This is a genomic window from Paeniglutamicibacter sulfureus (assembly GCF_039535115.1).
In the GTDB taxonomy this organism is placed as follows: domain Bacteria; phylum Actinomycetota; class Actinomycetes; order Actinomycetales; family Micrococcaceae; genus Paeniglutamicibacter; species Paeniglutamicibacter sulfureus.
The window spans coordinates 1,713,163-1,727,806 of record NZ_BAAAWO010000001.1 but is presented as its reverse complement, the minus strand read 5'-3'; the positions used below and the strand labels follow the sequence as shown (position 1 = coordinate 1,727,806).

The 14,644-nt window shown below is 65.9% G+C and carries 12 protein-coding genes; 5 read left to right on the top strand and 7 right to left on the bottom strand.

What is annotated here, in order from left to right; all coding sequences use genetic code 11:
- The first annotated feature begins 17 nt into the window (after positions 1-17).
- Both ABD687_RS07885 and ABD687_RS07880 read left to right on the top strand, forming a co-directional pair.
- Positions 18-749, top strand: a complete 732-nt coding sequence (locus ABD687_RS07885; protein ID WP_310292241.1) for a tyrosine-protein phosphatase — start codon at positions 18-20, stop codon at positions 747-749.
- On the top strand, positions 746-1,363 hold the full coding sequence (locus ABD687_RS07880; RefSeq protein WP_264270458.1) for a GNAT family N-acetyltransferase: 618 nt from the start codon (positions 746-748) through the stop codon (positions 1,361-1,363). The genes ABD687_RS07885 and ABD687_RS07880 overlap by 4 nt, the downstream gene beginning before the upstream one ends.
- A 1-nt stretch (position 1,364) precedes the next feature.
- Here ABD687_RS07880 and ABD687_RS07875 read toward each other — a convergent pair whose 3' ends face one another.
- The 4 genes from ABD687_RS07875 to ABD687_RS07860 form a co-directional block, all read right to left on the bottom strand.
- On the bottom strand, positions 1,365-1,916 hold the full coding sequence (locus tag ABD687_RS07875; protein WP_310292244.1) for a hypothetical protein: 552 nt from the start codon (positions 1,914-1,916) through the stop codon (positions 1,365-1,367).
- A gap of 66 nt (positions 1,917-1,982) precedes the next feature.
- A complete protein-coding gene (locus tag ABD687_RS07870) occupies positions 1,983-4,397 on the bottom strand; it encodes a GNAT family N-acetyltransferase (RefSeq protein ID WP_310292246.1) in 2,415 nt (804 codons plus the stop codon).
- A complete protein-coding gene (locus ABD687_RS07865; RefSeq protein ID WP_302265026.1) occupies positions 4,394-5,737 on the bottom strand; it encodes a lysine N(6)-hydroxylase/L-ornithine N(5)-oxygenase family protein in 1,344 nt (447 codons plus the stop codon). Before ABD687_RS07865 ends, ABD687_RS07870 begins: the two co-directional genes overlap by 4 nt.
- Positions 5,734-7,263 carry a pyridoxal phosphate-dependent decarboxylase family protein gene (locus ABD687_RS07860; RefSeq protein ID WP_302265028.1) on the bottom strand — a complete coding sequence of 510 codons (1,530 nt, stop codon included), beginning with the start codon at positions 7,261-7,263 and terminating at the stop codon, positions 5,734-5,736. Before ABD687_RS07860 ends, ABD687_RS07865 begins: the two co-directional genes overlap by 4 nt.
- A gap of 487 nt (positions 7,264-7,750) precedes the next feature.
- Here ABD687_RS07860 and ABD687_RS07855 point away from each other — a divergent pair, with 487 nt between their 5' ends.
- Positions 7,751-8,767, top strand: a complete 1,017-nt coding sequence (locus tag ABD687_RS07855) for an NAD-dependent epimerase/dehydratase family protein (RefSeq protein ID WP_264270462.1) — start codon at positions 7,751-7,753, stop codon at positions 8,765-8,767.
- An 80-nt stretch (positions 8,768-8,847) separates the two neighbouring features.
- On the opposite strand, the gene ABD687_RS07850 is transcribed toward ABD687_RS07855, so the two are convergent.
- Positions 8,848-10,059: an integrase catalytic domain-containing protein gene (locus ABD687_RS07850; RefSeq protein ID WP_007273073.1), complete on the bottom strand. Its 1,212-nt coding sequence runs from the start codon at positions 10,057-10,059 to the stop codon at positions 8,848-8,850.
- A gap of 314 nt (positions 10,060-10,373) precedes the next feature.
- On the opposite strand from ABD687_RS07850, the gene ABD687_RS07845 reads away from it, so the two are divergent.
- A complete protein-coding gene (locus ABD687_RS07845) occupies positions 10,374-12,038 on the top strand; it encodes an ATP-binding cassette domain-containing protein (protein WP_310292250.1) in 1,665 nt (554 codons plus the stop codon).
- On the opposite strand, the gene ABD687_RS07840 is transcribed toward ABD687_RS07845, so the two are convergent.
- Together ABD687_RS07840 and ABD687_RS07835 are read right to left on the bottom strand one after the other, a co-directional pair.
- Positions 12,019-12,447, bottom strand: coding sequence for a hypothetical protein (locus tag ABD687_RS07840; RefSeq protein ID WP_264270464.1), 429 nt, complete (start codon positions 12,445-12,447; stop codon positions 12,019-12,021). The genes ABD687_RS07845 and ABD687_RS07840 overlap by 20 nt on opposite strands.
- A 227-nt stretch (positions 12,448-12,674) precedes the next feature.
- Positions 12,675-13,562 carry a serine protein kinase RIO gene (locus ABD687_RS07835; protein ID WP_310292252.1) on the bottom strand — a complete coding sequence of 296 codons (888 nt, stop codon included), beginning with the start codon at positions 13,560-13,562 and terminating at the stop codon, positions 12,675-12,677.
- 447 nt (positions 13,563-14,009) lie between these two features.
- On the opposite strand from ABD687_RS07835, the gene ABD687_RS07830 reads away from it, so the two are divergent.
- Positions 14,010-14,636, top strand: a complete 627-nt coding sequence (locus ABD687_RS07830; protein ID WP_310292254.1) for a hypothetical protein — start codon at positions 14,010-14,012, stop codon at positions 14,634-14,636.
- The last annotated feature ends 8 nt before the right edge of the window (positions 14,637-14,644 follow it).

Genomic DNA, 14,644 nt, shown 5'->3' with positions numbered 1-14,644 from the left:
GCGCGATGGTGGAATCCATGGACCAGCCGCAGTGGGAAGGCGCAGTCAACGCCAGGGTCGTGCTGGGCAGCATTTACCGCATGGGCAGGCGCGAGTGGCTGACTGGTGCCGGATGGCAGCAGGCCCACGCCGACGGCGTGCGCACGGTCATTGACCTGCGCAACCCCGATGAGGTGCGCCGGCGCCCCACGGACCCCCAGGTGGACGAGGCGGCCACGGCCGGAATCACCATCGTGAACGCCCCCACCGAGGAGCCAGGGCATCCGGAATTCACGCAGCTCGCGGTGCCTTACATGAACCATCCGCGGATGTATCCGCGAAACGTCGAGTTCTTCCCGGACCGCATCGCCGATGTGTTCCACCAGATTGCCGCGGCCCGCGGAAAGGTCGTGCTGCATTGCTCGGCCGGGCGCGACCGCACCGGGTTGATCGTCTCGATGTTGCTCAAGTTGGCCGACCGGGCCGACCTGCTCGAATCCCAATACGAGGCCTCGCTCCGGGGGATCAACGACTGGCACAAGGTCAGTCCCGTGAAGCACCCGCACGAGTCCTACATCGAGGAACGGGACCTGGTGGGGCCGCTGAACGAGAGGTTGGAGGCGCTGGGCCAATTCGTTGATTCCCTGGGCGTCGAATCGTTCCTGCTCGAACACGGGCTGAGCACCGCCGAGCTCGAAACGATCAGGGAGAAGATGGCGTCCGGCCCGGCGGGCGGGGACACCGGGCCGCACCCCGGGATGGACCCTTGACAAGGATCGAGCCCCTGACGTTGCGCGGGCCCCTGGTAACGCTCGAACCCCTGCGCCACGGGCACCACGACGAGCTGCTCGATGCGGTTCGCGACGGCGAACCCTGGAAGCTTTGGTACACGGCGGTTCCGGAACCGCGGCAGATGCGCGCCGAGATCGATCGCCGGCTTCAATTGCAGGGGCAGGGAGCGATGCTGCCGTTCGTCGCCCGGCGCAATGCCGATTCCGTGGTGCTGGGCATGACCACCTACATGGACATCGACCCGACAATGCCCAGGCTCGAGATCGGGTCGACCTGGAACCGGGCCTCGGTGAGTGGGACCGGCACAAACGTCGACTCCAAGCTCCTGCTGCTAAGACATGCCTTCGAGGTCCTTGGCTGCCCCGCCGTCGAGTTCCGCACGCATTGGATGAACATGCCCTCCCGCGCCGCCATCGAGCGCCTGGGCGCAAAGCTGGACGGGGTGCTGCGCTCGCATCGACGCATGGCCGACGGGTCGTTGCGCGACACCTGTGTCTATTCGATCATCGCCTCCGAATGGCCCCAGGTCCGGGCGGGGCTTGAGCACCGGCTATCGAGGCACTTGGGATCCGCCGGGAAGCCCTCCCGGTAGTTCACCCGGTGCCCTGTTCCGAGGAAATCACCGTGAGGTCGTATTCCACGTTCGGACCGGTCCACACCTGAACGAAGGTGGAGGTGCCGTCCTCGGCACCCCCGCCGCCCTCGGCAATCCCACAGGGCTCCAGGTCATAGCGGACCACGGCGATGCCGCGCAGGTCGAAGGACTGCACGGTCAGCGGCGAGGGGCTCTCGCAATGCACCAGCAGCCACAGCAGCGCGCCGGATCGTTGGTGCGGCAGCATGATCCTGGCATCGCCCTTGCCGTGGAAATGCATCAGGACCTTTTCGCTGCCCGGCCGGGCGCCGGGCAGCGGGCTTTTGCCCTGTTCAAGGAGGTCGGCATGGGTTGGCGGCCTTGGGCCGGATTCCTCCCCGCGCGGCGCGGGATCGATGCGGAAGACCTTGACCTCGGGTATCAGGGAAGGTCCGGAATCCGGTGCGGTTGCCGTGGGTGCGGGCAGGGGTTCGTCCACCAGCGGGGTGCAGCCGGCAAGCAGGAACATCAGGCAAAGCCCGGCAGGCAACGCGGCACGTGGATGCAGCATGCCTTGAGGATACCGCGGGCGCCGGGGACAGCATAGGTGTGTTTGCCCCGGGCGCCCCGCGGTCAGCTAGGCGCCGCGCCCGGCCAACGGGTTGGCCAGGGTGCCGGCGTAGATCAGCCCGCCGGACTGGTCGGTGAGGTCCAGCATCTGCGCGTTGTTGCGCAACTGCAGCCGGTTCAGGCAGGAGAGCTCGAACGATTCGGCAAAGAGCTCCAGGGCGTCGAACGCTTCGGCCGTTTCCGGGTGGCGTTCCCGGTAGGCCAGCAGCCGCTGCGCCGCGGTGGCCCAGAACGCGTCCTCGCTGCAAACCCCTTCGCGGGCCAGTGCCGGGGCAAGGAAGCGCAGGAAGCAGTCGACGATGTCGGTGAAGACCACCAGTCTGCGCTCGGACTCGGGGACGGCGGCGCGGATCCGCTCGACCTCCGGCGGCAGCGGTTGCCTGTCCCCGAGGATGGCGATCTCCTCGGCCAGGTCCTTGTGCAGCACGCGGACGGGCACGGAGTCCTGAAGCACCAGGATGACGTTTTCCCCGTGCGGCATGAACGCCAGGTCGTAGCGGCACAGGCAATGCACCAGCGGGATGAGGTAGGCGTCGAAGTAGCGGGCGAGCCAGTCGGTGGCTTCGAGTCCCGAGCGGCGGATGTGGGCCGCAGCCAGCGACGCGCCGGCGGAATCCAGGTGCAGCAGCGAAGCCATGGTGGCCAGCTGCTGGCCGGGCTCGATGAGTCCGGCGGGCGATTCGCGCCAGAGGGCGGCAAGCATCTTTCGCTGCGGTGTATCCTTCCCTGCCGCCTCGAAGAGCGGGTTGGAATAGCCGACGGCGGCGATCTCGCGCAACAGCCCCACGTTGCCGTGGCGCAGCTCCTCGTCGTTTTCGAAGAGCGAGGTGAGCCAGGCGTTGATGGCCGGGGTCGCCTCCATGTAGGCGGCCGAGAGCCCGCGCATGAAGCCCATGTTCAGCACCGACAGCGCTGTCTTCACGTAGTGGCGTGCCGGTGCACTGCGGTTGAAGAAGGTGCGGATCGACTGCTGCGGCTGGTAGAGGTCATCCCCGGCACCCAGGTGCACCAGGTGCCCGCTGGCGACGTCGGCGGCGAAGCTGATCGCGAGCTTGTGTTCCCACTGCCAGGGGTGGATCGGCAACAGCAGGAAGTCGGCAGGATCCAGCCCGCTGCCGGCACAGGACTCGGCGATCCGCGCCCGGAAGCGGGCCAGCTGCCGCGCCCCGAGCTCGGAGAGCAGCAGGGACTCGGCGTCCAGTCCCGGCAGGGAGCTGTAGCTGGCGCGGGAAGTGTGCGCGGCCAGCCACTGCAGCGCGAGCGCGCCCCCGGTCTCCGGGGCGTAGGACAGGAAGTCGTTGGCACCCAGGCCCAGGCGGCCGTTGTTGGCCACGAAGCAGGGGTGCCCCTCGGTCATCGCCGCCTCGGTCCGCTGGAAGTCGCCCACCGCGTCCCCGGTCCCGGCGGCCAGCTCGGCGGCGCTGGCGGTGGAGTGCAGCTGCTTGTAGCAGTGCGAAGCCAGCGTGCTGCCGATCTCCTCGAGGTACACCGGAAGCTGCGTAGCGGACAGGCCCAGGGTGTCGCTGAAGGCCAGCACAAAGCCGGCGGCGTCGGGGGCGGAGGGTTCCCCGTCGATGGACACGTGCAGCGAGTCGGGGTCGATCACCCAGTGCTCGAGCCCGTGCACCGTGGCGGTGAAGCCGTATTCGTGGTTGCCGGCGGACACCGTCCAGCCTGCGTCCCCGGGCACCGGGTCGAGCAGTCTTTCGTGGGTGAACTCGGCGATGGCCTTGGCCAGCAGGTGCCGGTTTGCCGTCTCCCAGCGTCCGGGGGACAGGTGCGCCGCTGCGGTGGAGGGCCGCCCGGTGGCTGCGGCAAAGTCGGCCCGCGTGCAGTGGGACAGCAGGGCGGTCTTGGCCGGGGCCCCGGCACCGGCGGGCAGCTGGATCCGGGCTGCCGGACGGAAGCCGAGCCGCGAGTTCAGCGAGTGGACGGCGGTGTTCGCGGCGTCGGGCTCCACCACCACGCGCAGCACCGCGGGGTCGGCGAAGAGGTGGGCGAGCGCCGCCTCCATGGCAGCGGCGCTGAAGCCCGGCAGCGACCTGCCGTCGCCGGGTCCGGCGAGCAGCAGGTGCATGCCCGCATCCCCGTGCCGGTGCGCGTAGCGGCCGGCGAGCACCGAGTGCTCCGGGGCGTAGTGCTCCAGCAGGAACACCGGTTCGAGTGCCGCTGACAGGTCCCCGGCGGGCAGCAGGCCCAGCAGCACGTGGTGGTGGGGATCGGCGTTCAGTTCCCGGTAGGCGCTGCCGACCTCCTGGACGGTGGAGCCGAGCATGCCCCAGTAGCCGGCGCGTTCGGTGTTGACCCAGCCGTGCAGCAGCTCGGCGTCGGCGGCGGGGTCGAAGCGGCGGAAGCTGAATTCGGTGGCCTCCGGTGCGGTGCGGCGGGCCGCGGGCAGGACAATGGCCGGGGTGGACATCATGCGTGGGCTCCTTCGAGTGTGGGGGTGAGGGGTGCCGGGGAACCGGGGGCGGGGCTGCCGAAGGACTGGAAGCCGATGCGTTTTTCGACGGCGTAGTGCCCGTGGCCCAGGATCCGGTTGATGATCACCGAGTTGCGGTAGGCGCCCATGCCCAGGTCCGGGGCGGTGAAGCCGTGGGTATGCAGTTCGGCGTTTTGCACCAACACGTCGGCATCGTCGCTGACGGCGTACCCGCGGTCCACGTCGAGCCGTCCGTCGGGCAGCCGGTTGATGCGTGCCCCGAGGTCGGCCAGGAACGCCGGCTCGCGGTAGGTGTAGCCGGTGGCCAGCACCAGGGTGTCCGCGACGGTGTCGAAGCCGCCGCCGTCGTCCTGGTTGCGCAGGTGCAATTGCAGGGCACCGTCCCGGTGCCCCAGGCCTTCGAGCGAGGTCGCCGCGCGCAGGGTGACAGGGGTGTGGCCGGAGACCTGGCGGCGGTAGAGCATTTCGTGGATTTCATCGATCAAATCCGCGTTGATGCCCTTGTAGAGTCCCTTCTGGCGGGCAGAGAGCGCATCGCGGGTGCCTTGTGGCAGCCCATGGAAGTGGTCGATGTACTCGGGCGAGGTCATTTCCAGGGTCAGCTTGGTGTATTCGAGCGGGAAGAAGCGCGGGGAGCGGGTCACCCATTCAAGGTGCTGGTCCGGGCGCAGCGAACCGAGCAGGTCGGCGAAGACCTCCGCGGCACTTTGTCCGCTGCCCACCACCGCGATGCGGGATCCAGAGGCGATGGCCTCGCGGGCGGAGCGGTAGCCGCTGGTGTGCACCACGGACCCGGAGGCCAGCACGCATTCGGGCACGGATGCGGGCACATAGGGGACGGTCCCGGTGCCGAGCACCAGGCGCCGGGTGCGCACGGTGTGCACCCCCTCGGCGTTGTGCACGTCGAGTTCGTACACCCCGTTCGCGTGGCGGGCGGCGGCGACGTGGGCGCCGAAACGCACCGAGGGCAGGCGCGCGGCCGCCCAACGCAGGTAGTTGTTGTACTCCTCGCGCAGCGGGTAGAAGTTCTCGCGGATGTAGAACGGGTAGAGGCGTCCGGTGTCCTTGAGGTGGTTCAAGAAGGAGAGCGGGTGGGAGGGATCGGCCATGGTGACCAGGTCGGCCATGAAGGGCACCTGCAGGTGGGTGCCCTCAAGCATCATGCCCGGGTGCCAGGCGAACTCCTCGGAGCTCTCGAGCACCAACACGTCGAGTCCGGGCACGGGGTTGGCCAGCGCGGCGAAGCCGAGGTTGAAGGGCCCGGCGCCGATGCCGACGGCGTCGTAAATGCGGGTGGTGTCGAAGAGTTCGTTACTCATGCCTGCACCTGGCCCAGGGTGCGCTCGCCGGAGATCCGGCGGCCGTGGGCGACGATGGCCTCCAGGATGGCGGCGACGTCTCCGATGCCGGTCTGCGGGTTCAGCAGCGTGAGCTTGAGGTGGCGGACCCCCTCGATGGTGGTGGCAGCGACCATGGCCTCCCCGGATTCGTAGAGCGCCCTGCGGATTTCGTTGGCCAGCGGTTCGAGGTCCCCGTCGGGCACGGGAAGGGCAGGAACATAGCGGAAGACGACGGTGCTGAGCTGGACCTCTGCGGCGAGCTCGAGTTCGGGGTGCTCCTTCACCAGGGTGCCGGCCGCTGCGGCCAGGTCCATCACGGTGTCGAACATCGTCCCGAGGGCCTCGGCGCCGATCGAGCGCAGCGTGACCCAGAGCTTCAGCGCGTCGAAGCGCCGCGTGGTGGCCAGGGACTTGTCGACCTGGTTGGGTGCGCGCCCGGCCTCGGCGGCAGGGTTCAGGTACTCGGCGTGGTGCGATACCAGGGCGAGCCTGGCACGGTCGCGGACGAGGATCGCGCTGGAGCCGATGGGCTGGAAGAAGGACTTGTGGAAATCCACTGTCACCGAGTCGGCGGCCTCGATTCCGGCGAGCAGTCCACGGTGGCGCGGGGATCCGAGCAACCCGCAGCCGTAGGCGGCATCGACGTGGAACCAGGCCCCGTATTCGGCGGCCAGGGCCCCGATGCCCGGCAGCGGGTCGATGGCCCCGAAATCGGTGGTGCCCGCGGTGGCCACGATGGCCAGCGCATGCAACCCTGCCGCGCGGTCGGCGGCCAGGGCGGCCTGAAGCGCCACGGCATCCATCCGGTGGAGGCCATCGACGGGAACTGCAACAACTGCCTCGGCGCCCAGCCCCAACAGGGACGCGGAGGTGGAGATGCTGAAGTGGCTGTCCGCAGAGGCGTAGATGCGCAGCCCGGCAAGGCGTTCGGGCAGGCTTCCGGGTTTGCCGGCAACCGCCGTGTTGCGGGCCAGCAGCATCGCCTGCAGGTTCGAGGCGGTGCCGCCGCTGGTGAAGACCCCGTCGGCGTCCGGGCCGAGCCCGGCAAGATCCGCGGCCCAATCGATGAGCCGCTGTTCAATGAGCGTGGCGCCGGCGCTTTGGTCCCAGGTGTCCATCGAGGTGTTCACCGTGGTGACCAGGGCCTCGGCGGCGATGGCGGGCAGCGCCACGGGGCAGTTCAGGTGCGCGGCGTAGCGCGGGTGGTGGAAATAGACCGCGTCGCGCAGGTACAGCTCGGTGGCTTCCTCCAGTGCGGCGGCGGTGTTGCCCAGCGGGGTGCGCAGGTCCACCGCGTCGAGCCGGGCGCGCAGCGCGGCCGGGCCGGGGCCGGTGGTCGGCCCCGCGGCGGCGGCGATGGATCGGGCCGCGAGCCTTGCGGCGGCGCCGAATTCCTCGGCCATGCGTTCGGCAGTGTCAGTGCCGAGCAGATGGTCGGCGGCGGTGCCCGCAAGGGATCGCGTGGGGGTGGACAGGGTTTGCGCCAGGGGACGTTGGGGCGTCATGGGGCTCCTTTGATATCGGGGGAATGCCACGAGATGGTAAGCAAAGGTTATGCTTGCCTAACTCGTACCGAGATATTAAAGGCATGGGCGAGGGCTCTAATACAAATTAAGTTCAATAAACAACCAATAAAGACCTAGTCGGACGGACAATAGTGCCCGTCCCACCAAGTCGTACCCGCAATGGACCGCGGGGAAGGTTTGGGTGCGCGTCACACTTCGCAAAGTCGGTCTTGTGCCGGTAGCCGTTCTGGCCCTGGCCGGGCATGGAGTGTGTGTACGCGGGCGGATTTCCCGGACGCGGGACGGTCCGTTCGTCCCAAGCCGCGAACCTCAGCTCCCGGCCGGTGAATCCTGCTCCGACGACGTGAGTTCGGCACCGGGGCACGCCTGAGATGACAATATGGGGATGCGGGGGATCGCGCGCGTTCTCCTACGCCGACTGAGAATTCACTTGTGCCTGCGGACCAGTGGGTCGTTGACTCGAAGAATGACTAATATTTTGCTGCTGGGTGGCACTGGTTGGCTGGGAAAAACGCTCAGTGGTCTCGCCTTGGACAGGGGTCACCAAGTCACGGCGCTCGCACGTGGGACCGACCCCTTTGTCGAGGGTGTCGACGCGGTCTTTTCCGACCGCGCCATGTCCGAAGCCTATGCCCGGGTGGAGCACCACGACTGGGATCTGGTGGTTGAGCTGACTTCTTCGCCGCGGTTTGCGCGCGCTGCAATCAAGCGGCTTGGCGGCAAGGCACGCAACTGGGTTTTCGTTTCCTCGTGCTCGGTGTACGCCGAGCAATCCGAGGCCGGTGCCGACGAGAGTGCCGATGTTCTCAAGCCCCTCGATGCCGACGACGAGGAAGCCGAATCGGATTATGGCCGGGCCAAGTCTGCGTGCGAGAGCTTGAGCCTGCAAACCCGCGCAGGCCGGACGCTCGTGGTCCGTCCGGGCTTGATCGGCGGTCCGGGAGACCCGAGCGGCCGCAGCAGCTATTGGCCGCTGCGTTTTGCCGAGTCGCGGGATCCCGTGCTGGTCCCGGCCGACCCGGACGGGCTGCAATGGGTGCAGGTCATCGACGTGCGCGACCTGGCGGCATTCATTCTTGACGCCGGATTGGCCGGGCACCATGGATACGTCAATGCCGTGGGAGCACAATACCAGCTGGTCCAGGTCCTGCAGCTGGCCCGGGACGCCGCCGCGTCCGCCGGCGCAGCCGGGACAACCAAGGACGGGCACACGCTCCACGGATACGACCTGGCACGGATGGCCACGGATCGGGTGAATCCCTGGGCAGGTCCCAAGTCGTTGCCGTTGGTGCTGCCGCCGGGAACCGAACACGAGGGCTTTGCGCGACGATCGGACGCCCGTGCACTGGCCATGGGCCTTCACCGACGCAGCCTGCGCGAGAGCTTTGAGGACATTGTACGCGCGGACGATGGCGGTGGGATCCGATCGCTGCGCTTGGGCCTGAGCGCGGAGGAAGAGTCGGCGCTCATCGCCGGCCGATGACCCCCGGGGCGCACACTTGATCGCCAGCAGGGCATCGCCTTGCCTCATGTCAATATGCTCGCGAAATAATCCCGCATGCCTCAACTAATTTGCTCGCCAAATAGGGCATCCCCGGACTGCGCGCGCATCTTGGCCCGGTTGATGAGATGGTTCTGGATGGCATTGATGCGGCGAGTGATGGCCGCCGGATTCAGGTCCCCGTGGATGCCCGCCAGGGCCTTGGCATGTTCCGGGTCCATGGCCTCCAGATCCATGATGCGCTGGTACGCGGTCCGCGGCCGGTCATAAGTCCGCTTCCTGCGACCCGAACGTGCGGTGCCGTAGCCGTTGGCCTTGACCATCGGCAGCAGGTGGTTCTTGCGCTGGTTCACCAGCGCCCAGAGCTCATTGAGCAGGGCCATCTCCTCCGGACCCTCGTAGCGGAACCTGAAGGCATGGCGACGGACCCAATCCCGATTTCGCTGCTCGACATGCGCATTGTCGTTATGCTTATACGCCCGCGCCCTAGTCAGATCAATGTTTCGTTCCTGCGCCCACTCGATGAGCTGGGTGTTGATGAATTCACCGCCATTGTCGAAATCCAGGGCCCGCATCGGGTAGGGCAGGGACCGGACCAGCAGGTCGACCCCGGCCACGACATGGCTGTGCGCACGGTTTTTCACACACGTGTTCACGGTCCACCCGGTGAACACATCTGTCAGGGTGATCGAATACAGGAACTCGCCCTTGAGGCTGTGTCCGCAGTGGGCGACGGTGTCGATCTCGAAGAACCCCGGTTCCTGCTCCATGGGCGTGCCCGACCACCGCACCGGGATCTCCGAACGCAGCATCGCCCCGGGCTTGGTCGAGGACAGTGCCGAGGGGTATCGAGCGGCGCGCAACGGCTTCAGATACCGATCCATCGTGGAGGCCGACATGGATAGCAGCTCGTCCCTGACCTCGTCGGTCAGCAGTCCCGCCACTGTCCCGAGTTCGTCGAAGCGTTCCAAACGCTCGAGCTCGTCGGCCATGATCGGAGCCAAGTATTTCCCGCAGGGCTCTCCGGAAAGCGTCCAGATTCGTTCCAGGAGCTTGAGGGCCGCCGGCCCGTACTTGCGGGGCCTGCGCCGCGGCAGGGGCTTCGGAATCCCGCGTGCGGGCTTACGCAGTTCCGTGGCCAGACGCCGGCGGGCGTTGGCCCTTGACCAGCCGGTCGATGCGCACAGGTAGTCGAGCATCACGCCCTTCTGTCCCTTGGTCCCTTTCGCATACTCGGCGGCGAAGCCGCTGACGAGCTCTCGCCGGGTGTGCATCGATATCCCCTGTTTCATCTCCCCAGCACAGCCTGCTGCCCGCCCTGGTGGCCAGAGTTTCGCGAGCATTCTTAAATGAGGCACGCACCTCATTTCGCGAGCATTACTAGTGAGTCAACGCGGGCATTTGACAGCCGGCGATGCCGGGCCGCACGATTGAAGTGTCCCATTGTCGACGTCAGGACCACGACGTGTTGCCAGTTCTCGCCTTCGCCTAAACGCGCCAAGGAAACGCCATAACCTCCACTGCCCAACGGGGAAGTCTGAGGAAATGGTGAAGTTTCGACGCTTCCTTCGTCGAATCGAGAACCACCATGCAGCACCCAACCCCCATCGTCATTGACCGCCTCGGCTTTTCCTGGCCAAATGGCGGAACAGTTTTCGACGATGTCTCAACGACATTCATGCGAGGGACCACGGGCCTGATCGGACCCAACGGCTCAGGCAAGTCCACGCTGCTGCGGCTGATCGCCGGGGAGCTCGAACCCACCCGCGGCACCATCCACACGGACGCACGGTTGTCCTACCTTGCGCAGGACATTGTGCTGGACACCAAGCGCAGTGTCGCAAGCCTGATGGGCATCACCGACACCCTGGCTGCGCTCCACCGCATCCTGGACAACACCAGCGAAGACCTGGCCCGGGACATGGACCTGGTCGGCAACGACTGGGATCTTGAGGAACGGTCCGCGGCCCTGCTGGACGGCTACCTGAACTCAGCGGTCACCCCCGAATTCCTGCAACGCACCGTAGGCAACCTCTCCGGCGGGGAAACCATGGCAGTTGCGCTTGCCGGCATCGAAATCCGCGGTGGCGGAATCACCTTGCTCGACGAGCCGACCAACAACCTTGACCGGGCCGCCCGCCACCGGCTCTACGACATGGTGGGTCAATTCGCCGGGACCATGCTGGTTTCCACCCACGACAAGACCCTGTTGAAGATGCTCGATTCCCTGGCGGAGCTGCGTCCGGTCAACGTGCGTGCCCTGCGTGCCGAGAAAATAGATCTCGTGCGCTTCGGGGACTGGGATTCCAGGGAAGAGTCGCTGGGTCACGAACGTGACAGCGCGGAACGGTTGCTCGCCGATGCCCGACGCAAGCTCGCGGTTGAGAAACGGCAGAGCCGCGAGGCGGAGACCAAGATTGCCCGGCGGTCCAAACAAGGGCAAAAGGCTGCGGAGTCCATGCCAAAGATCCTGTCCAACGCCCTGCGCAACAAGGCCGAGGTCTCGGCGGCAAAGAACCGAGGCATCATGAAGTCGCACGAGGCCGACGCGCGCGCGGAATTCGAAGATGCCCGCAACAGGCTGCCGGTGGAATTGAGGATCGGAATCGATTTGCCCCGGACCCGCGTCCCCGCCGGACGCAGCGTATTCGAATTACCGGTTGCCGAAATCTCCCGAGGTATCGTGCTCGAACACGGCGAGCCCCTGACCGGAGACTCGGTACTTGGAATCTGGGGCCCGGAACGCATCGCCCTTGTCGGAGGCAACGGGGTAGGGAAGACCACGTTGATGGACGCGTTGGCGATGCGATCGAGGGTGCCGGTTGGATTCCTGCGCCAGAGGCTTTCAGCCGCCGAAGAGCAGGATTGGGCAGGGCTCAGGAACCGAATGAGCATGCTGGAGAACCTCCGGCTTGCGGCTCCGGGCGTGGAACCGGGGATCCTGCGGGAACAACTGGCGGCCTTTCATTTCCGCGGCAGCAGGGTCGATGAGCCGGTGTCCCAGTTGTCGGGCGGCGAGAGGTTTCGAGTCGCGCTGGCGATGATCTTACTGGCCAATCCCGCGCCGCAATTGCTGCTGCTCGACGAGCCAACGAACAACCTGGACATGGTCACCGTTGAGCAGCTGCTGTCGGCCCTGGAGTCATACGGCGGCGCCATGGTTGTGGCCAGCCACGACGAGGATTTCCTCGCCGCGCTGGCCACGGACCGTGAGTGGGAAATGCGGCGCGGTGCTATGTCGCCGGGCGCATGACCTTTCTGGTGCTTGGCACATGCGCAGGAGCATGGGCGACAGCGCGGGCTCCGAGCTCCGCCAGCGCGATGATGGCAAAGGCGTTGATTCCGTGAAGCAATCCAACCAGGGGAGCGCCGAATGCGACGAAGGCCAGCGTGATCTGGACGGCCACGGCCAAGAGGAGCCACAATGCCCATTTCAGGCCGGCATGGGCCAGCAACGCGATGACCAACAGCGCCAGCACGAGAACCGGGGCTGCGTACATCCCGATCATGCCGTGCATTATTCCGGCCAGTGGCGGGCCTTCGGGAACATCTCCGGCAGTCAGCATGTTGATGACGTCAAATGTTCCCCAGGCGATGAGGGCCGCCTGAAGCACTACGGCGGCGGCAATGATGTGAGCAACAACCTTGTATGCGGTTCTCAAGGTGAATGTCCTTTCTGGAAATTGCTCAAGGTAATTCAGTAAGAAGGCCAGTAGTGGCCACGTGGCCACGCTTTCACCAGGTAGATGCGAGAATGATCGTTACGTTCGTGCGGCCCAAGCAGTTTGTGGGCCAACCATAGCCCGCATGTCGGGCGGAAACCAGCACAGTCGACGTACCAATTGGACTCGACGGTCCTTGGTCCGAGAACGCGAGCGACATCCGGGAACTACCAAGCCTCTGCGATCACCTCGGCCAGGAGTTCGTCGCCGTCAACATCCAGACCCCGCGACCGGAACCATGCGCTGATGTTCTGGCAGTCCCGTAGAAGGAACCCGACGCCGCCTTCGTTCCCGGCGAGGTCGACAAATTGCGGCAGGTCGATGACCACGAGCCTCTCGCCGGCAGCAAGGACGTTGTAGGGAGAGAGGTCGCCGTGGGCAAACCCCAGCTGGGCAAAAACCTTCATGGCCCCAACTATTTGCTCCCAGTAATAGCCCAGCCGTTCTTTGTCTGGATGCACATGCTGCAGCCGCGGTGCTGCCGCGCCTTGGGATTCCGGATCTGCGATGAACTCCATGAGGATCTCTGTGCCCATGATCTGCACCGGATAGGGGACCGGAGCGCCGGCCTCAAAGCACATACGAAGGTATTGCCACTCTGAATTTGCCCACCGCGAAGCCTCCACGAGACGCCCATAGGTGCTGCCGCTTTTCAGGGCACGGGCATCGCGTGAACGCTTGACGCTGCGGCCCTGGGTGTAGGTCGAGGACCGGTTGAAGGTTCGCTGATCCGGTGATCTATAGCGTTTGGCAGCCAACAAGGATCGTTGGTCGGCGGTGGCCCGTTCGATCAGGAAGACATCTGCTTCCTTGCCGGTCTTGAGGACGCCGAGTTCAGTGTCGATGGCACCGGCATCCTCTATGACGAACTCGGGGTAGGGCAGGGGGCCGCGCATCAATTTCTCGGTTGCCGGCCAGGTTGACCAACGTTGGGCTTCGGTGAGTTGGTCGTCGAGGTAGTTCCAGTCCACCTCGCGATCTGCGGGCCTGGTCTTGCCGGGGGAGAGGCGTGGTTCAAAGGTGTCTGGAAAGCTGTTTTCTACGTAATTCTTCATCGCTGGAGTAACTCCTGTGGGAAGGAAATATCTGTTCCGGGGTGATCGTCGGGACACTCATCGGATTCCTCCTTCGGTAGTTACTGGCGTTGGTTCACCAAGCACACCATAGTCATTGGTGATTGTCAATCACTTCCAATTGGCGCACGTTTGGCGGGTGGGAGGATCGACCGCCATGGCGATAAGCGCTTGGTTCTTGCGGGATGCCGGAAAGGTCACCAAGGTAGGGCGCGAATCGACCGCTGTCACTGAAGCGGTCGCGCGGGGACCGCCGGGCGTGCTCCTCTTGCGGTCACGGGAGACCTATCCGCGGGGGTGCGGCTCCGGTCCCGGATCGCACGGTTCAATGTCGGACGCGGCGAGACATCCGGTTGTTCACCGCGCAGGCGGCAGCCTCGAGGCAGGAGATTGCTTGTCAGTAGGGACATTGCACCCTATGCTCCGATCATGGCCTGGATATCGCGACGATCGACTCGTGCTTTTGCCGGCGCCGGAGCGGCACTGGTGCTGGGCGGAGCGGCGCTGTGGAGTGTCAGTTCGGCAACCGCCCGCTCCGGGCTCGAGGTGCTCGTGGGCTCCGCTCCCTTCGAATGCGTGGATCCGGAAGCCGTCACCACGAACGACTTGCAGCTGGGCAGTGACGACGGTGTGGCCGTGACCCTCCCCGCGCTGAGCGTCACGAGAAACCTGGACTGCAGGTTCACTTTCATCGTGCACAACACCAGCAACGTCGACGTCAAGGTGAAGTCCGTGGACATCCAGCTCGCCGGCCCCGGCAACGGAACCGGAGTCCAGATCGGAACGCTCGAGTTCAACGGCAACACGTTTCGAGCGCTGGACAATCAGGAGGCCGACGCCCGCTTCGAGATCAACGATTCGCTGCCCGCCGGTGAAGCCGCGCGCGTCACCGCGATGGTTGGTTCCATGCCCGGCTGTCTGGGTGCCGGGGGCAGCCAGAGCATGGTCAACAGCCCGAGCCTCAGGATCTCCGCACTCGGGCTCGGCGGGGACGTTTCGCCCCGCGGCCCGGTCTACTCGCTGATGGGAACCGCGGAATCAAGCTGCGAGAACTAACGTGGGTA